This window comes from Nitrosomonas communis, assembly GCF_900114745.1.
Lineage (GTDB): Bacteria > Pseudomonadota > Gammaproteobacteria > Burkholderiales > Nitrosomonadaceae > Nitrosomonas > Nitrosomonas communis_A.
The window spans coordinates 34,971-54,722 of the sequence record NZ_FOUB01000009.1 but is presented as its reverse complement, the minus strand read 5'-3'; the positions used below and the strand labels follow the sequence as shown (position 1 = coordinate 54,722).

Sequence of the window (19,752 nt, the reverse complement as noted above, 5' to 3'; positions counted from 1 at the left end):
GCTTTTTTAATTATTTAAATTTTTCTATTGTTATTGTAACTGTCTCCAGGAGCGGCGCGGATTATGTGAGCTACCTTTAATCGTATTGGTTTCAATTAAACCAGAGGTTGAGCCGGCAATCAGGTGGGTGAGATTACCTGCGCTGATGGTGACTGATTCGCTGCGTACTCCGTTGGAGCCAATAGCTGCGATTAGCCGATCTTCGTTATTGAGTATGCCATTATTATCAGTATCAAATTGGAAGGTTGTCAGCATTCCCCCTGTTTCCGAGTTTAACAGCATTAACCAATTCTGGCCTCCAGAAACGCAGGGATCAGTGGAAGGAACAAGTGTAGTAAAGACAATCCGTCCAAAACTGAGCTGGGGTATGATGACAGAGCGTTCCCCTTGGGGATTCCCGCCTGGCGGTTGCAGAAGATCGAGATACCATCCTTGTTTAATCGACCAGTTTACTGAATTGTTTGATACCGTGCGTTCAAAAGGAGGCAGCACTGTTTCAGTCAGGATAGTTTGCTGTTGGAGCGTGCTTCGATCTGTCACTGACATTCGGCTGCCATTATCCCAGATACCATAGAGAGATTGTATGTTGGTGTTAGCATTATCTCCTGATGCAATATACTGCCCCGTGCCAAAATAAACGAGATATCCACCACTGGGATGAAGTCCGATTTCCAGGGGAGAAGTGATGGGCTGTACCTGATTGCTGGCATTCCTGGCTGTAAAGAGGGGAACCATTGTATTGCCTGTTTTATAAGCAACATCCCATTGATTTATATTGCTGTTTGATAGGTCAAATTTCCAGATATTGCCTTGCAGATCTCCTGCATAAACGATATCGATGATTTTGTCGCCATTCGTATCCACCAAGGCTGGACTGGAAAGGCCATTGCTGGTACTGCTATTGGTTGCGATTTTTTTTATCAGCGTACCCGTTTGCAGATCAATGATGTAAAGATAGGCACGATCATTGGTGCTGTTGTACCCATTGCTGACAATGGCAGCCCAGACACTGTTATTCAATAGCGCAATTTTTGCCTGACCTGAAACAAAACCCAAATCAGCGTCAAAAAATTCCCATAGAACACTCGAGGCAGAAAAGTGGGTTGGGTCGGTGATATCGAGTGCAAAAATACCTTTTCCACCATTGCCCAACGAACCCAGCAAAATGGTTCTCCAACTGGGAGTAGCACCAATATAGGCATCACCGGCATAAGCATTACCATCTACAAAATAACGATGCGTATAATCAGGTGAAGTCAGCCAGCTTAGTTTTGGATAAGCTGCACCAGGTATATAGCCGAATAGTTCAATACCCGTTTCAGCATTAAGAGCATGAAGCATACCATCGTTTGCTCCGGTATAAATAACCGGGGTTCTGCTTGTATTGGATTGAGCGTAGCTAGAATAAGAGTTTTGTCCTGCTGTCCCGCTAGGCAATGCATCATAGCCAAAATCTAGCGCATGGACGAATAAAAGATCTGAATTGACAATATCACCTAGTAATCCATTGTTGCGATTACGGAATTTTCCGCCTTGCGCCAATTCAGTCGTTTTGTCCCCTCGCAGCCAGGAAATTCGGCTTGTACCCAGCCCATCGTTAATACCTCCAAAATTAGTGCTCAGGGCAGTTTTTTGTGCGTCCGATAAAAGTGAAAAATTTTCGGAAGTAAACGCAAGTCCGCTCGTTCCGTTATGGGTAAAGATGGCGCGACTGTCATGCGATGGTAATACGGAGGAGGCTTCCCATAGCATCGCACCTAACGATCCATCTGAGCTCAATTGATATGCAAACAACTGCCCACTCCAGTCATTGCTATTAAACTTTGCCTGGTAAATATGAGTGCCGTTACTCATACGGCTGGTATTCGTGGTCACTGACGCTGAGGAGCTCACCCTTGAGGTAATAGTACTGAAGAGGTTGCTCAAATTGCTGGCAATAGTGGTCGAGTCTTGTACACTAAAGAATTTGCCTCTGCTGTTCACGGCGGCATGCCATAGATCATCAATTTTTGCAGCATTACTGGATGTTGGATCTGGCCATGATTCTGATCCAGTCGGTAATGAGGATAGCGTGCCCTGCACACCTAGACCCACTGTGAAATTCACCATATGTTGCCAAAAGGCAGGATCTTCCAGGTTAGTGGGTACTTTGTTGTCAAGATCCGTGCGCAAATCATTCTTCCAATATTGCATCGCTACATCGGCAAGCGTGCTGCTGTAGTTGTCAGAATAAGGAAGTGTGGGCGTATATTTATAAGCTGCAGGAATGGCATAAGGTAGGTGGTTGCTAATGGTATTTCCAGCTGTATTATCTGAATTCCCTACTCCAGAGTAAGAATCACTCCAATAACCATCTGTTACCAGTATATGATAATTTTGTCGACATGCATATTGAGTACCCCCAGTTGAGCCCGGCGTTTGTCCCCAAGGGCCTTGATCATCGGTACGCATAAAATAGCGACCTACGTTGTCAATTGCAATGCGAAGTGGTGTACCTGCTGCCGGGATAGTATGATTATAAAGTTTATCAAAAAAAGCTGTTCTATTTGTCCCGCTAAATTGCCTCACCCCATTGATGATGGTGGCTGTTGAAACGCCATCGATAGTGTTATTTCCTTGGTTGATTGCGCCAAACCCGACTCGTACGCTACTTCCTGGAGCAGCAAACGCCCTACCTATGCCGGCACGTGATAACAAGATACGTGACCGATAATAGGTGTACCAGTTCGCAAAATTCTGAATTTCTTCATTATAAGTGCAAACAGGGACTGCAGCACAATCTGTCCGATCTGCTCCGCCAGTATAAGAAGAGGTAATTGGTTTGATCTCAATTCTGGTATAACTGTTCATAGACAGAATCTCGCCGCCGTTGTAAGTAAAATAAACAGCAGGGTAGAATGTTCTTGATTCAGCATTCGATAAACTATCATCGCTATTTAACCAGAAAGCTGTTTGGGTGGTATCGACAGTAAGATTGCGGCAGCCAGCACTTGTATTCATGGGATTATGGAGCGCACAGGTGGGTGAAGCATTGCTCATCAGAGAGCCATCCGCATTGCTCCAGGGCTGGTATCTTACAGTAGGGTTGTAATAAATTTTGTTAACGTAGCTGGAACGTAAAGCTGCGGTGTAAGAATTATTCGGATCGAAATCGACGACCCGGTTCTCGTAGTCGCCCCCACCATAAACATTGTTCGTCCGAGGAAACATGTAGTAAACCTCGTGAAAAATCCAGTCCTCCGGCAAGATTTCAAACTGCATGGAACCTGAGTCATCCAGCGTAAACATCACATTAGGATCAACGGCCGTAGTCAGATATAGAGGAACATCTGATAGTGCAAGCGTTGCTTGCGTGTGAGTGGGGATGCTAGTGATGAGAACAGCGGTTATCCATATCCTGGAGATACCGGGTTTTTTCAATTTTACCTCCATTCATCTTCGGTAATCACTCTGTAATATAATCACTGCTGACTCAGTGCCACCTACTCCTCTAGCAATGACCCTATACATGTTGGATGTTATCGTTGTGGCTGATTGTTGCACACTGCCTCCTTTTTCTGCAGGGACAGTAATGAGCTGTTCGATAATATAACGTGGTTGGCTTGCTACACCTGACATTGTTGCAGTCATTGTTCTGCCAGAGGTAGACCAACCTGACCAGGTAATAGGATCAGGGGCGGGAAACGACGCGTAGTGAAAAAGTCCATTTGAACCATCAAATTCGGGTAAAGTAATCTGCTGCAGAAATGTTTCTCCCTCTCTGAGGGCTGCTTCAGCCGCTTGGAAAGCCAGCATCTCGTCGCGCAGATTACCTGCCATTTTTTCTTCTAGTAGGGTTGTTTGCATGGCTGTTACCCCTAGCAGCGTCATCATGACTAGAAAGATTAATCCGGTAGCGAGAACGACCCCTTGTTGTCTTGATCCAAACTTAGCTTCCTGATAAATCATGTCTCATAGTCTTTACTGGAACTTATTAAGATACCCGGTTGCGCAATGTTACTACGCTGGAAAAAGCCTGGCGTAGCCGCCGATCTGTGGGGGTAATTGTCGTGCCGTTAAAAGTGTAGAGTTGGGGTTGGCTGGTGATATTATCTTCTATCGACTGCATCAATAAACTAATACGTACGCTGACGATTTTTTCCCAATTGGCCACCGCATCGGCAGTGCGATAGCTATCCGCTGTCCAGTTTTCATCGAGATCTTCGCCGTATTCAATCTGCATGTTTTCCACACCTCTTACCAGCTCTTCGGCGTCACTTGCTCCAACCTTGCGATAAAGTGCCGGCCATGTATTATCAGCCGTGCGAATAAAATAGGAGCGGGTAGAGATCTTGATGAGATCGCCACCAGTAAATTCCTTACCTAATTCCTTAGTAGAATTTCCCGGTGTGCCGATATTGCCCATGTTATGAACAATATTGTCCTGATTGGACGAAGTGCTGATATGGGTGATTTGAAAAATGGCGGCTGCCAGGCAATCTGTGACTAACACAATATCGCCTTCTTCAACACCGCTTCCCGCTGTTACTTTAAGGTCGGCAGAGCCAGGAGGAGTGCCGCCGGGGTGTTGGATGACCTTGGTACCATTGCCCTCGACTCCGCGCACTACGATAATATCTCGTCCTCCTAGCGGACTGGGAATAGCCCCTGAAGGAGGCAGAGCTGGTGTCCATCCCGTTGCGCTGGTCGCCTCGAACCCCTCCAAAGCTTGACCGATTCGCCATAAGAAATCTACGGAGTTATTCAGGGTATTCACTGTCGACACATCATTCCCTGCACAACCCGAATAGCCAGCCATACGGATATCTTTTGAAAGTATGTGGAAGGCATAGCGAGCATTTTCCTGTATTCTGGCCAGAGCATCGTTGACCCGATAGGTTTGGTGACTGGAAATTAGAATGGTGATAACGCCACCCATCAGCAAGAGCCCAATAGTCATGGCAACCATTATCTCAATTAATGTGAAACCATGCTGTGTTATAGCTATTCTCTTCATGCTATAGCTGGGTAGTCAAAATAAATTGCTGAGCAGCTAAAGTACCACGGCTGTCATCCCACTGAATGATGACGGTAACGACGTTATCGGCAACGTTAACGGCGCCTGTGCCAGCAGGTAAGCGCAAAGCCAATTCATTTAACCAATTGTTAAGATCCTGCTCTGGAATGGTGATACCGGAAGGGATGGAAGTCCCTATGGCGATGTTATAACTGCCGTTAATTGCTCCAGTTCGATTAGCACGCATGCTGTCGAGAATACTGTAAGTCATCATCGTAGCAGTAGAGCGAAAACTTGCACTCTGGTTATAAGTAAGCCCGGCAGACTGCAGACCTGCTAAGCCAAGCAAACCCATGGATAGCACAATGATTGCCACTAACACTTCAATCATGGTGACACCCTTTTGATGTGGCAATTGAGAATTTCTTTTGAGGATTAACATGATGACATCGTCTCAGTATATGGTCGACCTGTACCGTTTATAGTAATCTTGCGTCCTTTTGTGCTGTTGCACAGTGTGAAAGTGCCGGTGCCTACTAAGCCACCCGCACCTCGACTACTTCCATTAGGTAAGTAAGCAATCCAGTTGGCAAATTTTGTGCCACCATCCATTGTGCTGCCTTTCAATGCAGGAAAAACTCTTAAAATTTGATCGCTGCCATCGATTGTCCCCGCTGTTCCGCTATCGCTGTATACTATCCAGCCATCTTGCCAGCCACTACCGGTTGTACAGGTTGTGCCACTACTACTTTTACACATGGTTACCCACGCGCCCCGCTTCACTGCTTCAGAACGACTGAAATGAAGTGCCGTGAGAAACTCATTCGTCTGTGTAGAGAGACGTGATTGCACCATCATCGATTGATAGCTAGGTACTGCGATGGTAGCCAGAATAGCGCCAATGCTCAGCGCAATCATAAGCTCTAACATTGTAAAACCGCTATTAACACGCATACACAATTCTTTATCTTAAATTTTCAACTCTGTTAAAGTAACGGATAGTTTTTAATCAACTTTAGCCTGCAATTAGCGGTCATTAAGCGTGTAGTAACCCTAGTGGTTGATTTGAGAGCGATGCATACAAAGGCAGTAATGATAGGTATCAAATAGATAAGCAGGGAGCGAGTAATTCCTTGTAGCTATGGGAATGGTAGTAGTTCTTTTCGCATTCTTTCCAAGTAACTTATTCCATTTCTAAATCAAACCCGGCTTTGTCGGCTCTCCTTGCCATATTATTTATACTGTCTGCGGCTCGCTCTTGCGTCATGTTTGATTTGAAAAGGGAATTAATTACACGCGATACCGCGATTGAGATATGAATGAAGTGACTCAAGATTTTATTGTTGTTGGTGCTGGCGTGATGGGGCTTGCTACTGCAGTTCAGTTGCTGAAAGAAGGTGCAACTGTCACCATTTTGGAACGAGCTAAGGTCGGGCAAGAATCTTCTTGGGCAGGGGGCGGTATTTTGTCGGCGCTCTGTCCGTGGGACTATCCGGATAGCGTGACACGGCTAACGGAATATAGTGCGGCCATGTTTCCAGCATGGGTAGCAGAGCTGTACGCGTCAACAGGTATTGATGCTGAATATATGGTAAGCGGGATGCTTGTACTGCCACCTTATCATATTGAGGCTGCACAAAGATGGGGGATGTCATATCGGGTAAATGCGGAACCAGATGCGCTTACCCAATCTGTTCCATTGAACGAACAAATCGATTATCTTCATTTAAAAATGGAGCATTCACTGTTTCTGCCCCATATTGCACAAGTGCGTAATCCTCGCTTATTAAGAGCGTTATATCACCAAGTAGTACAACTAGGCGGACGTATTATTGAGCATTGTGAAGTACAAGAAACCATAACGCAGCATCATCGGATTCACTCGCTTACGACATCTTGTGGCAAATATTGTGCTGCTCACTTTGTCATCACTGCAGGTGCATGGAGCAAACAAGTATTAGGGAAGCATGCGCTCAGCCTCGACATAAAGCCGATTCGTGGACAAATGTTGTTATACAAGTTTGAAGCACCACCACTCGGGCCGATTTTGCTTCAGGGAGATGTGTATTTGATTCCTCGGCGCGATGGATATTTACTAGTCGGTAGCACCCTAGAAGATGTTGGCTTTAACAAGCAAACGACACTGGCCGCACTTGAGCATTTATCTGGACGTGCACAAAAATTGTTGCCCCAGTTACAGGAGAGACCCCTGATAAAGCATTGGGCGGGTCTCAGACCAGGTTCGCCGCATAATATTCCCGCAATCGGACGTCATCCATTATTGAATAATTTATTTATCAATAGCGGGCAGTTTCGCTATGGGGTAACTATGGCGCCAGGTAGCGCCAAAATTTTATTAAATGAAATTATGGGCAGAGCACAACCCTTTGATACAAGTCCTTATCAGAAAGGATGGGGAGTCGATTAGTTTGCTTCGCGCACATATTTATCCATGGAAATCGCTTCTGCTTTAGGAAGGGGAAATACTACAGACTCAACAACTCCACTTAATTCCTCAATGACGACATCGTGCCCGGTTTGTGCAGAGCCAATCTGCTTAAGTCTGTCTAAAACCTGCTGTACTAATATTTCTGGCGCTGAGGCACCGGCAGTGATCCCAATGCAGCTTTTTCCAATTAACCATCCTTCCTGTAATTGCTCAGCACGGTCAATCATATAAGCTTCAACGTTGGCATTACGTGCTACTTCACATAAGCGATTGGAATTTGAGCTATTGGGAGAACCCACCACTATGACCAAATCGCAGTGTTTAACCATTTTTTTGACTGCATCCTGACGGTTTTGCGTGGCGTAACAGATATCGTCCTTTTTTGGACCTATGATTTTGGGAAAACGCCGTTTTAATGCATCGATTACGCGTGCAGCATCATCGACAGATAAGGTCGTTTGGGTGACATAAGTCAGATTATGCTCATTCTTAACTTGTAAATTCGCAACATCTTCTTCTGTTTCTACCAAATACATTCCACTATCATGTCCTTCTACTTGACCCATCGTGCCTTCAACTTCAGGATGGCCCTGATGGCCAATCATGATAATCTCTTTCCCTTCTTTGCGCATTTTTGCTACTTCGACATGCACTTTCGTTACGAGTGGACAGGTTGCATCGAATATCTTGAGTTTGCGTGCTGCTGCTTCTCGTCGCACTGCATGCGAAACACCATGGGCGCTGAAAATCAGAATACTTTCTTGTGGAACCTCTTCCAGGTTCTCAACAAATACAGCCCCCTTTTTTTCCAGATCCTCCACTACAAAACGATTGTGTACGACTTCATGTCGCACATAAATAGGGGCGCCATGCATGGCTAATGCACGCTCAACAATTTCGATGGCACGATCGACACCCGCACAAAAACCTCTTGGGTTTGCAAGCAAAACTTTGATCATTGGTTATTCTCCATGAAGACGATATCTGGCATCACCGATAATATACATTTGTCTATCCATAATAATTCGGCCTAACATACTTTAGGGGGAGATTATAAGATATTTATGTAAAATAATTCTGCAATCATTGCGTACGCGCTTCAGTAATAATACAAGCAAGCTTAATAATGATGGCTCAAATGAGTTATTGATACGCGCAACCTATCCGGCTTCCTGATACCGCTTGGCTAGCTCTGCTCGCTTTTCATAGGCCTCGCGAGCGATACGAACATCTTCTAAAAAGAGGGGTAATTCTTTAAGTAATAATGCTTGCGGGCCATCAACCAGCGCCTTACTGGGTACCGGATGAAAATCAACCAGCACCATATTGGCACCTGCGATAATTCCTTGGGTAGTCGCATGCATAATATCAAGGATGCCATCCGGTGAGCCTGATCGAGTACCTACCGAGTGTGACGGATCAATACAAACCGGCATACGTGTCAGGCGTTTGACCACAGGCACATGTGAAAAATCCACAAAATTGCGATGAGGATCACCCATATTGGTTTTCATTCCACGCAAGCCAAAAATTACTTTCCGATTTCCTTCAGAGGCCAGATATTCTGCTGCATTAAGAGATTCATCCAATGTAATCCCAAAACCACGCTTAATGAGTACTGGGAAATCCTGCTGGCGGCCAACGATCTTCAATAACTCAAAATTCTGGGTATTACGAGTGCCAATCTGCAGCATCACACCGGTTGAAGTGCCAGTTTGGTAAAGCGCTTCCCGAATCTCTTCCACATGTGATTCGTGAGTTACTTCCATAGCAATCACTTTGATCTCATACTTACCAGCAAGATCGAATACATAAGGCAAACAGGCTTTACCATGTCCTTGGAATGAATAAGGGCTCGTGCGAGGTTTATAGGCACCCATGCGTGTACAAACCTGACCATGATCACGCAATGCTTTTAGCATTAACTCCACATGCTCTAGCGTATCGACAGCGCATAACCCAGCAAAGATGTTTAATGTATCTTGGCCAAAACGCACACCGTTGTAGTCGAAATAAGTCGGGCGATCATCATTTTCATGTCGACCGAGAACACGATATTCCTCTGAGATACGTACTACCCGCTCAACACACGACAAACTTTGCATATCTTCAACTGATAGTGCTTTGGTATTACCGATCAAATAAACTTCAGTTAACGTTTGCTCAATGCCGACTTCCGTGTGTACGCGAACGGTGATACCTGCAAGATTAGCGAGGTGTGCAAATAATTGCTTATATTCATGGCTCTCGGGAAGAGTGCCTGGTTTCAGAATAAGAATCATAAAAATGCCTGATATAGTTCTACAAGATGAAATAACAATGATTCGACACTGATTCTAACTGAAATCGGAATGGATTGTCATTGCCTATGCAACTATACGTCTAGCTAGTCAATCTAATGTTAAAGCTCTATCATCGAATTGTGTGGGATTTTTTATTCTTATTTACTTTTAATAATCTATCGATGCGGCTTGACGTACTTCAAAATATTGTATTTCATCAGCTAAGTAATTTTGGTTATATTCTTCCACACAATTCGGTTACATAGCCAATATTAAGATATTTCTTGTAAGACGCTATTTTTAATTTATGACGTATATTCTTCAGGATGCATTTTTAGATGAATAAACGCGTCTTGTCCAAAAACACAAAAATGATTTCACACTATTTTGAACATGATGCCGATATTGGCATTATTGGACGTGGATCAACGATCGAGCGCGCGTTTGAGTCAGCTGCTGAGGTAGTATTTGCTATTGTGACCAATCTTGAAACGGTCCAGCCTGATATTTCTGTAGCTTTTGAGTTTGAAGAAGAAAATCTCGAATTCGCACTGGTGACTTGGTTAAATTTGCTGCTGGGAAAAGCACGTGAGTTAGGCATGGTTTTTTGCCATTTTCGCATTCACCGGCAGGGCAATCTATGGCAGGCTGAAGCGCTAGGTGAAAAATGGCATGCGGATTTAGAACACGGTGTCGAGGTTAAAGGTGCGACTTTGACGATGCTTTCAGTTAAGCAAATCGGCGAAATATGGGAAGCGCGTTGTGTGGTGGATGTATAAGATGAAGGAGGTATAAGATGGATTTACAGCAATTACATCAGATTCAGCCTTATCTTTGGACACTCCCGCTCAAGCCAGGGGAGAGCCGGAAGGAAGTGTTACTGTACGGGAGTAAGCCTTTGCTGGAAAGCATGGACGATAAGGTACTTGAGCAGATCGCTAATGTCGCATCGCTTCCTGGCTTGGTGAGCGCTGCGATGACCATGCCAGATGCACATTGGGGTTATGGCTTTCCGATTGGTGGGGTTGCAGCATTCGATGCTGAACAAGGTGGCGTCATTTCTGCAGGAGGCGTAGGCTTCGATATTTCATGTGGCATCCGGTGTTTGCGTAGTAAATTGAATATCCAGGATGTAAGGCCGCATCTGTCGACCCTTGCTGATAGATTATTCCACACCATTCCGGCTGGGGTAGGTGAGGAAGGTCTCTTAAAGCTGGATACGAAACAGCTTGATCAGGTCCTGCTTGGTGGTGCACGCTGGGCAGTGCAACAGGGTTATGGCAGGGAAGCAGATTTAGAATTTATCGAAGAGCGAGGCTGTATGGCAGGCGCGGTACCCGCTAACGTTTCCGAATTAGCCAAGAAACGGCAACGCGGCGAAATGGGCACCCTTGGCTCTGGCAATCACTATCTAGAAGTCCAAGTAGTAGATCGTATTTTTGACACTACAGCCGCCCAAGCTTTTGGGTTGCAGGAAAATCAGATCATTATTTCGATACACTGCGGTTCACGTGGCTTGGGACATCAAATTGGCACAGAGTATCTTGTCTCAATGGCCAAGGCTGCTGGGCGCTGTGGCATTCATTTACCCGACCGTGAACTGGCCTGTGCCCCGATCAAATCTCCGGAAGGACAGCAATATATTGGTGCAATGAATGCGGGCATCAATTGCGCCCTGGCTAACCGGCAAATTTTGACTCATCTGACCCATGAAACATTTATGGAAGTTTTTCCAAATAGTGAACTAGAGACGCTGTTTGATGTTTCGCATAATACTTGCAAAATAGAAAAGCATAAAATTGGCGGTAAATCTCGAGTACTGCATGTGCATCGTAAAGGTGCTACACGTGCATTTGGTCCAGGGCATGACACATTGCCTGAGCGCTATCGTGCGGTAGGTCAGCCGGTGATCATAGGGGGGAGTATGGGTACTGGCTCTTACGTTCTTGCAGGTAGTAGCGATAATCCCGCTTTCGCCTCAGCCAGTCATGGAGCAGGTCGGGCATTGAGTCGCCACCAGGCGTTAGCCCGCTGGCACGGGAAACAGCTCATCGGCGAGCTTGCTCAGCAGGGTATCTTAATCCGTTCCCGCTCTATGCGTGGGGTAGCTGAGGAAGCACCGGGTGCCTATAAGGATGTTGACTTAGTCGCTGAGGCGACAGAGCAAGCCGGGCTTGCGCGTAGAGTTGCCTTTCTTAGACCCTTGGCATGTGTAAAAGGATGATTTTCCACGGGAGATATCATGTATCAAAAAATCCTGGTTCCGGTTGACGGTAGTATTACATCAAATTGTGCACTGCAGGAAGCCATCAAGTTTGCGCAGCAGTATCATGCCCAATTGGAACTCGTACATGTATTTGAGGATATTCTTTATTGGGTGGATGAAAGTTATATCAATTATGCCGAACTGCAAGAAACCATCAGAGGAAGTAGTGAAAAAATACTGATTGAGGCACAAGCGTTGGTGCAGCAAGCAGGATTGACAACTGAAACAAAATTGCTCGAGGCGAAAGGCCAGCGCATTGCGAATGTTATTGTGGCAGAAGCCGAGCGTTGGCAAGCTGATTTGATTGTCATCGGCACGCATGGTCGAACTGGTTTCAATCGCCTGCTATTGGGCAGTGTTGCTGAGGGCATAGTGCGTACAGCATCTATACCCGTTTTACTGATTCGAGGTAGCTAACATGGAAGTGAGACTAGGTAGCGGAGATGCGCTCATAATCATTCATATGCAGAATGATTTTCTGCCGGGTGGCAGCTTGCCTGTGCAGATGGGTGATACGATTATTCCCGTCATCAATCGCTATTTGATGCTTTTTCATGATCATGGACTTCCCATTTTTGCAACCCGCGACTGGCATCCATCTGGTCACTGTTCATTTCAACAGCAGGGCGGTCCGTGGCCCCCACACTGCATAGCAACCACAGCAGGGGCAGCGTTTCATCCAGATATCGAATTTCCTATTAATACTCAAGTTATTTCCACCGCTACGACACGAGAGAAAGATACTTACTCCAGTTTTACTGATACCCAGTTCCATGCGTTACTGCAAGCATCAAGTATTCGTCGGTTGTTTTTCGGGGGGGTTGCCACTGAATACTGTGTGTTCAATACTGTCAAGGATGCGCTGCTATTGCATTACACCACTTTTGTTCTCAAGGATGCGGTCCGTCCAATCAATGTGAAGCCTGATGACGGTTTGCATGCGCTGGAGGAAATGAAACATCTGGGTGCAATGCTTATCCGGTTTGAGGATCTTACTGTATGAATCCACTTTCCAGCCCGCTGCTCTCTGATCTTTATCAGTTTACGATGCTGCAAAGTTATCTTGAGCAAGACATGCAAGAAACAGCTGTCTTTGAGTTGTTTATCCGTAAGCTACCGCCTGGTCGAAATTTCATGGTGGCAGCCGGATTAGAAGAGCTGCTGGATTTTCTCGAAAACTTAGAATTTTCACTCGAAGAACTCGACTGGCTCGCTCCACGCTTTCACCCTTCGTTTATTGATTATTTGAAGCAGTTTCGTTTTAGCGGTGATGTGCATGCTATGCCTGAAGGTACTTTATTTTTTCCCCATGAGCCTTTCCTGCGAATAACCGCTCCTTTACCGCAAGCTCAACTGATCGAGTCACGTATCATCAATCTCCTTCATTTCGAAACGCTGATCGCCTCCAAAGCTGCCCGCTCGGTATTGATCGCACCGGATAAGTTATTGGTGGATTTTGGTATGCGTCGCGCGCACGGTGCCGAAGCAGCTTTACTGGCAGCGCGGGCAAGTTATCTGGCAGGGTTTTCTGGTACAGCGACTGTTCTGGCAGGCGCATTGTACGATATTCCTTTATTTGGAACCATGGCGCATTCCTACATTCAAGCGCATGTAGATGAGTCGACGGCTTTTGAGCGCTTTGCCTACTCCAATCCGGATAACGTTGTTTTGCTGATTGATACCTACGACACCGAAGCCGCAGCCAGAAAAGTGGTCACATTAGCACCGAAACTTGCTGCAGATCATATCAATATCAATGGCGTTCGCTTAGATAGTGGTGATTTAGCAGCCCATGCTCATAATGTGCGCCACATACTTGATCAAGGAGGTTTAAATAATACAACCATATTTGCCAGTGGCAACCTGGATGAATACAAACTACAAACCCTGCTGTCAGCGAAGGCGCCGATAGATGGTTTTGGCATTGGTACTGCACTAGATGTTTCCATGGATGCACCTGCATTTGACTGTGCCTATAAATTGCAGGAATATGCTGGCAAGCCACGCCGTAAGCGCTCAGAAGGCAAAGCGACCTGGCCCGGAAGAAAGCAAGTTTACCGTTATTACACACCCGATGGTGAGTTGAGCCATGATATTGTGGCGCTAGTAGAAAATGATCCTTATGATGGGCAGCAGCTACTTGAGCCCGTCATGTTGGCAGGACAACGCATTCATCCGAAAAGACCCTTACACGACATACGTCAGCTGACATTGGCAGGCTACACCCGCCTGCCGAAAGCCATGAGCGCCTTGGAAACGGCTACTGCCTACCCGGTTACGATTTCTCCCGCCTTGCAGGATTTAGCAAAACAGCTCGATGCGGAAATGATGAGCCGTTAGGCTTCATTTCAGCCTATAAAGTGATTCATTAGAGTGGTATGCAGCGTTATTTCATAGATTCGCAGGGCGACAGCATGAACAAACGCAGATTATGTGGATGCTTAAGGTTGTGGCTGTGATGTCATTCTGCACTATCGAATATCATGATAGTTCTGTCATTTGGATAACGCCATGCTACTTTATCCAGAAATATTTGCATGCAATTGCTATTAACCTGAGGCAGGATAAGTATATCGAATTCTCTATCAACGGTAGTACAGCAGCATAAGTATAAACATATAAAAAGGTATCAGTCATTGCATAATACATGGTGTATTCATGATGCGTAGCCATTAATGAATATGAAGGAGAATGGTTTTATGGCACGCTCGATCAGACTGGAATTTCCGAATGGTTTATACCAGGTTATGTCAAGACGAAACGGTGGAGAAGCTATTTTTGCTGAAGATGAGGATAGATAGCAGTTTCTTGATTTATTAGCAGAGCTGTTAACACGCTATGAAGCAATATGTTATGCCTGCTACCTGATGGATAATCACTATCATCTCTTGCTAGAGACGCCCAAAGCAAATCTATCGCAAATAATGCGAGGATTAAACGGGCGTTATGCCAGATTTCTGAACAAAACGCGTCACCGAATGGGTCATATATTTCATGGATCGGTATAAAACAGTTTTTCCGGGGATATTTACTCATCAATGATCAAGGAGAATTGCTGGGAATGAAAATAACAGCGGGCAATGTTGATAACCGTGATCCGGTACCGGAGCTGGCATGCTCCTTATTTGGGAAACGCTTTAGCGGCCGGGGTTACATCTCGCAGCCACTCTTTGAGCAACTCTGGGAGCAGGGTGTACAACTCGTCACCAAACAGCGCAAGAACATGAAAAGCAAGCTGTTGCCGTTATTTCACAAACTCTTGTTGCGCAAACGCTCGATCATTGAGACGGTCAATGAGCAATTGAAAAATATCTCGCAAATCGAGCATTCCCACCATCGCAGCCCCTTTAACTTCTTTGTTAACCTGATAGCCGGGCTTGGTGGCTTGCATGTTTTGCGAGAAGAAACCCTCACTTAATATTCCGCTCTCTCAGTCTCTTCCAGCAGTGGTGTGATCCTTATGTCAAACTCACGTGATCAATAAGCTAGTGGTCGTCTCTTGCAAGGCGCTTCATTATCATCCTTTTCTGACTCTGCTATATCCAAGAAAAGAAGCAACAAAACTGTACTATTCGTCTGATATGTTAACTGGATAATTGGCTGATAATTGCAGATTTAAAAATTATCTTTCAGGGGCGATTATTTATCTTCTGACGGGGGTAAACATCCAACTTTTTACCGAATCATGGCAATTCTTGGTAGTTAGCCACAGATACTTGACTGCAGCTACACCATAGATATCGAGCAAAGCTCCACAAATAATAATTCCATTAACAATAGGAGAGAGTTCTATGCAACGCGCCTTCATCCCGCTTGGGATAATTGCGTTTGGTTTGTCGCTCTGCGCAAACACGGTTATGGCTGGATATAATTCCGTTAATCCAGCATGTGCTTACCAAAATATTGATATTCAAAAATACGGCTACGCCCCCTTCCAGAATCCACCTGAGATACGTTCCAAAGATGGCGTGCTGGACACCAGCTTCACTGTTCAGTATACCGATCCTGCTATCATTTCCATCGCTGGTTGTCCGGTTACGCTGCGTACTTACAATGGCCAATTGGTCGGCCCCACTTTGCGCGTTCGTCAAGGGGATGTGATCAATCTGCTGCTCAACAATCAGCTGCCCAAAGAAACAGCAAATGAAGTTCAGGCGCAGTTTGAACAAGAGAATAAAAATGCCTATCTCGCCACGATACCTGCTTCATTCAACACAACTAACATGCACTACCACGGCTTGCATGTCTCTCCCACAGGCAATAGTGATAATGTTTTGCTGGATATCGCTCCGCAAAGCCAATTCCCGTATGAGGTGAAACTGCCAGCCAACCATCCGATTGGTTCTTACTGGTATCATGCGCATGCTCACGGCTCCACCTCTATTCAGGTAGGTAGCGGCATGGCGGGTGCTATTGTCATAGAAGATGACCCAAAGACAACACCGAAGACGCTGCTTGCCGCCAATGCCAATGAGAAAATATTTGTACTGCAAACTATTCTTTATGATCAGAAAGGGAAGCTCAACAACATAACCAGCCTTTTTCCCGGACCATCCAATCCTAACCCCAAGGAATGTCATTCAGCGAGTAATAAAGACACTTGGCCATGCTCGCACCGTCGTATCACTATCAACGGCCAGATCGTTCCCGTCATCACCATGAAACGTGGTGAAGTACAGCGCTGGCGTTTGATTGATACCGCCTTTCGTGAGTCGATTGCTTTCGTAGTAGAAGGGCATGATCTGCACGAAATTGCCTTGGACAGTAATTACTTGGGGCGCGTCGATACCTGGAAGGCAGGAACACCGATCGATCTCCAGCCGGGCTACCGTAGCGATATCTTGATTAAAGCAAGCATGAAAGCCGGCGATTATCGCATCATCGATCAGCCTACTTCATCAAGAAAATCCTTGCGGCAAGTAGAGGAGTCGGAGAACCTGCTGGCCATTCTTAGGGTTACGGATGAGATCGAGGACATGGCTTTACCGACCAACGAAGAAATGGCTCCGCTGGCACCATTTGGCAACATTGATTTGAGAAAAACTGCTTTGGGTGTGCAGGAGGTTGTCTTCAAGCTCGGTCAAGATATGAAGGGTGAGAAAAATTACTTCCAAGTCAACTACCGTGCCTTCAATCCTGATCATGTGCGCCAATTACCGTTGAACGCCACTGATATGTGGGCGCTGACCACAGTGGGCGATCCTAGCGGTGTACCGAATGGTATCGGTCAACCACCTTCCTCACCACCGCCACATGTATTCCATATCCACGTCAATCCATTCCAATGGGTACGTAAAGGACCGGACGGCGATGATCAATTGGTATGGAAAGACACCCTATTGGTCCAGGGACCGACTGTTACCAACATCTATACCCAGTATCGTGACTACATTGGTAAATTTGTTATGCATTGTCACATTCTGGACCATGAAGACCTTGGCATGATGGAGGTTGAAGAAGTTGTGAACACTCCCCGTGCACATGCTCATTGATTCTATTAGAGCAATTTTAATTCAACGTTGCTATGCATTGTGAATACTTACCTCAGACTGATCGTAAGTAACGCTGCCGATATTGATCGGATGAAATGTGAAAAATGAATCATTACCCAATAGAGCGCTAATCCTTTATTATCAAATAGGTTTTCTATGTCGATACAACAATCCAGAATTACACGTTACCAACGAATTAGGGAAATTCTGAATGAAGCAGCTCAGGGCAGTCATGCAGATTATGGCGGAATAGGACAATTCTGGGATTATGGCGTTCAACAACTGAAAGAGGCGAGCCTTTACGGCATTCGCCTGATCGCGCCGGAAGCTGCAAAGACCTGTTGCGGTCATGTGGCTGATCAAGCAGGCTACAGTCGAGGCGCTGCCTCTGCATTGATACGTGGACTAAAAGGTGAATCCCCATTCGATGGCACCCAATTTCCCCGTTTGCCCTGGGGTGGAAAAGCGGTGTCAGTCGAGGATATTGAGTATATCAGCGATTGGATAGATGACGGTTGCCCGGACGATGATCACGTCCAGACTATAGAGCTAGGGGTACAGCAAAGCGAGGCTCAAATGACGAGGGTATCAGTGCAGGAAATTGCAGAACTGGATCTGGCAGTCAAAGGGACACGTATCCCCAGTCGGCCTGGTGAGTTACGCCAACGAAGTAACCTCGACTGTATGAGCGAAACCGAGCTCAAGCGGCTAGGCGATGCGTTTCGCCATCTCTACAGTCTCAACCATTGGCCAGAAGATGCACGCAGTTATAACAATCAGGCATTAATTCACCAAAACCACTGCCAGCACGGCTGGGAGCGATTTCTCGCTTGGCACCGGGCTTATCTGTACGAGTTCGAGCAGGATTTGCAGGATTTCGACCCAGACATCATGTTGCCTTATTGGGATTGGGTGATGCCGCAATATCGGCCGGAATGTGCTCAGAAAGGCTGGATTATTCCGAAGTTCTTCCAGGCATTTTTGACCATGGAACAGGCACAGAAACTGGTTGGCGAACTCAACCCTAGACCTTCCGCAGAGCAGGAAAATGCGTTCCTGGAATTGGCCAGACAAAGGCAGCGTTTTACTTCACAAAGTTTATTTTTTCGCTACGTTTACAATGATATCGGCTACCAGCATGTCACACCTCAGCCGGACGATGCCAATCGCCAGCGCATGATCGATGCTTTGCTGGCGTCTAATCCGTTCTGGTATCCGCTGCGTTTTCCAGCCGAATACGGCGGCAAAACCATCAACGAAGCGATTCATTATCACTATCCATCAGCGGAAGATATACGGCAGATTCTCAGTCTCAACAATTTCCGCGATTTTGGCGGGGGCAGCATTTACGACGCGTCCTTTGGGTTTCTCGATCAAAATCCGCACAACACCATGCATATTTGGACGGGTGGAATGAATCCCTATTATGGCGACAACACTACCTATCAGGATGCCTGTATGGCTGCTTGTCACACTGCGCCTAATACTCTGGGTGAGCGGCGCAACGCCATGGTGCGGGCTGGGGGACGCCGCTTCCATTCTCGTTCCGACATGTACAGCCAGCCGCAATTCGGCGATATGTTCAGCAATTTGACCGCTTCCTACGATCCAGTATTCTGGCCGATCCACGTCAACGTGGATCGACTGTGGTGGGAATGGCAGCGACTCAATCCCAGTGCCACCCCAGTGGAACTGGACGCCATTTTGTCACCGTGGAACTACACCGTGCGTGATACCTTGGATGCGGCCCGTTTTGGTTATGAATATGTGCGCAGCTCCCATTTTATTCCAGTAGGACTGGATGGGCCGGTGGGCCGCATCATTTCTAAGCCGATACCAGTCAGTGAGCTTATCCAAGGTTTTCGCAAAGCGGAGATTCGTTTGCACTGGGTACCCCAGTTGTCGCGTTCCTGTTTCATCCGCGCTTTCATCAACCAGGCAGGTGCTGACGCAAAAACACCATTGCAGAATAATCCGCATTTTGCTGGATACATTTCCATCTTTGGCCACGGCGCCTGCTACGGCGGCCCCGGTCACTGCGCCACGCCCGCGCCGAGGACACGTGACTACGATCACAGAACGCGCAACCACAACACGCCGCGCAACCACCGCATAGACGTTACCGACTGCGCCAGGAAGCTGCTGGCAACAGGTTGTGATCAATTGCAAATCACACTAGTCGTGATCGGTGCCGACTATGAGGAGGATATTGACCTTCTCAAGCTGGAAGGTGTTTCGCTGAACTTTCTCGACTGATTACAGGAGAT

15 protein-coding genes and 2 pseudogenes are annotated in these 19,752 nt (G+C 46.3%); 10 read left to right on the top strand and 7 right to left on the bottom strand.

The annotated features are described in order from the left end of the window. Positions 1 to 30 precede the first annotated feature (30 nt). Genes BM122_RS05705 through BM122_RS05685 form a run of 5 tightly spaced genes read right to left on the bottom strand, consistent with a single transcriptional unit; the run spans position 31 to position 5,950 of the window. Entirely contained in the window at positions 31 to 3,420 is a 3,390-nt protein-coding gene (locus BM122_RS05705) for a pilus assembly protein (RefSeq protein WP_256211904.1), read from the bottom strand. A gap of 12 nt (positions 3,421 to 3,432) precedes the next feature. Further along, the gene (locus BM122_RS05700; RefSeq protein WP_074904401.1) at positions 3,433 to 3,948 is read right to left on the bottom strand and encodes a pilus assembly PilX family protein; all 516 of its coding nucleotides are present in this window, start codon (positions 3,946 to 3,948) and stop codon (positions 3,433 to 3,435) included. A gap of 25 nt (positions 3,949 to 3,973) precedes the next feature. Beyond that, the gene (locus tag BM122_RS05695) at positions 3,974 to 4,996 is read right to left on the bottom strand and encodes a PilW family protein (protein WP_074904399.1); all 1,023 of its coding nucleotides are present in this window, start codon (positions 4,994 to 4,996) and stop codon (positions 3,974 to 3,976) included. A gap of 1 nt (position 4,997) precedes the next feature. Continuing rightward, a complete protein-coding gene (pilV, locus tag BM122_RS05690; protein WP_256211903.1) occupies positions 4,998 to 5,411 on the bottom strand; it encodes a type IV pilus modification protein PilV in 414 nt (137 codons plus the stop codon). A gap of 20 nt (positions 5,412 to 5,431) precedes the next feature. Beyond that, complete coding sequence (locus tag BM122_RS05685) at positions 5,432 to 5,950, bottom strand: GspH/FimT family pseudopilin (RefSeq protein ID WP_074904396.1); 519 nt, start codon at positions 5,948 to 5,950, stop codon at positions 5,432 to 5,434. 361 nt (positions 5,951 to 6,311) lie between these two features. Here BM122_RS05685 and thiO point away from each other — a divergent pair, with 361 nt between their 5' ends. Continuing rightward, positions 6,312 to 7,424: a glycine oxidase ThiO gene (gene thiO / locus BM122_RS05680; protein WP_074904395.1), complete on the top strand. Its 1,113-nt coding sequence runs from the start codon at positions 6,312 to 6,314 to the stop codon at positions 7,422 to 7,424. Here the strand turns inward: thiO and ispH are convergent. After that, positions 7,421 to 8,404: a 4-hydroxy-3-methylbut-2-enyl diphosphate reductase gene (gene ispH, locus BM122_RS05675; protein ID WP_074904393.1), complete on the bottom strand. Its 984-nt coding sequence runs from the start codon at positions 8,402 to 8,404 to the stop codon at positions 7,421 to 7,423. The two genes, thiO and ispH, sit on opposite strands and share 4 nt — an antisense overlap. 201 nt (positions 8,405 to 8,605) lie before the next feature. Further along, positions 8,606 to 9,727 (bottom strand): 3-deoxy-7-phosphoheptulonate synthase, encoded by a 1,122-nt coding sequence (locus BM122_RS05670; protein WP_074904392.1) that lies wholly within the window; start codon positions 9,725 to 9,727, stop codon positions 8,606 to 8,608. Between the two features lie 338 nt (positions 9,728 to 10,065). Between BM122_RS05670 and BM122_RS05665 the strand changes: the two genes are divergently transcribed. From BM122_RS05665 to BM122_RS05625, 9 genes and pseudogenes are all read left to right on the top strand, one after another. Continuing rightward, positions 10,066 to 10,506 carry an archease gene (locus BM122_RS05665; protein ID WP_074904390.1) on the top strand — a complete coding sequence of 147 codons (441 nt, stop codon included), beginning with the start codon at positions 10,066 to 10,068 and terminating at the stop codon, positions 10,504 to 10,506. A gap of 17 nt (positions 10,507 to 10,523) precedes the next feature. Further along, complete coding sequence (locus BM122_RS05660) at positions 10,524 to 11,951, top strand: RtcB family protein (protein WP_074904389.1); 1,428 nt, start codon at positions 10,524 to 10,526, stop codon at positions 11,949 to 11,951. Between the two features lie 18 nt (positions 11,952 to 11,969). Beyond that, a complete protein-coding gene (locus tag BM122_RS05655; RefSeq protein WP_074904387.1) occupies positions 11,970 to 12,410 on the top strand; it encodes a universal stress protein in 441 nt (146 codons plus the stop codon). A gap of 1 nt (position 12,411) precedes the next feature. Continuing rightward, on the top strand, positions 12,412 to 12,996 hold the full coding sequence (locus BM122_RS05650) for an isochorismatase family protein (protein WP_074904386.1): 585 nt from the start codon (positions 12,412 to 12,414) through the stop codon (positions 12,994 to 12,996). Further along, positions 12,993 to 14,333, top strand: a complete 1,341-nt coding sequence (locus BM122_RS05645) for a nicotinate phosphoribosyltransferase (protein ID WP_074904384.1) — start codon at positions 12,993 to 12,995, stop codon at positions 14,331 to 14,333. The genes BM122_RS05650 and BM122_RS05645 overlap by 4 nt, the downstream gene beginning before the upstream one ends. Positions 14,334 to 14,812: 479 nt before the next feature. Then, positions 14,813 to 15,001: pseudogene (locus BM122_RS25885) on the top strand (transposase); the annotation flags it as partial. After that, a pseudogene (locus tag BM122_RS05635) lies at positions 14,926 to 15,448 on the top strand (transposase). The pseudogenes BM122_RS25885 and BM122_RS05635, both read left to right, overlap by 76 nt. A gap of 336 nt (positions 15,449 to 15,784) precedes the next feature. Next, on the top strand, positions 15,785 to 17,485 hold the full coding sequence (locus BM122_RS05630) for a multicopper oxidase family protein (protein WP_083398350.1): 1,701 nt from the start codon (positions 15,785 to 15,787) through the stop codon (positions 17,483 to 17,485). A 156-nt stretch (positions 17,486 to 17,641) separates the two neighbouring features. Beyond that, positions 17,642 to 19,741: a tyrosinase family protein gene (locus BM122_RS05625; RefSeq protein ID WP_074904381.1), complete on the top strand. Its 2,100-nt coding sequence runs from the start codon at positions 17,642 to 17,644 to the stop codon at positions 19,739 to 19,741. Positions 19,742 to 19,752: the final 11 nt, after the last annotated feature.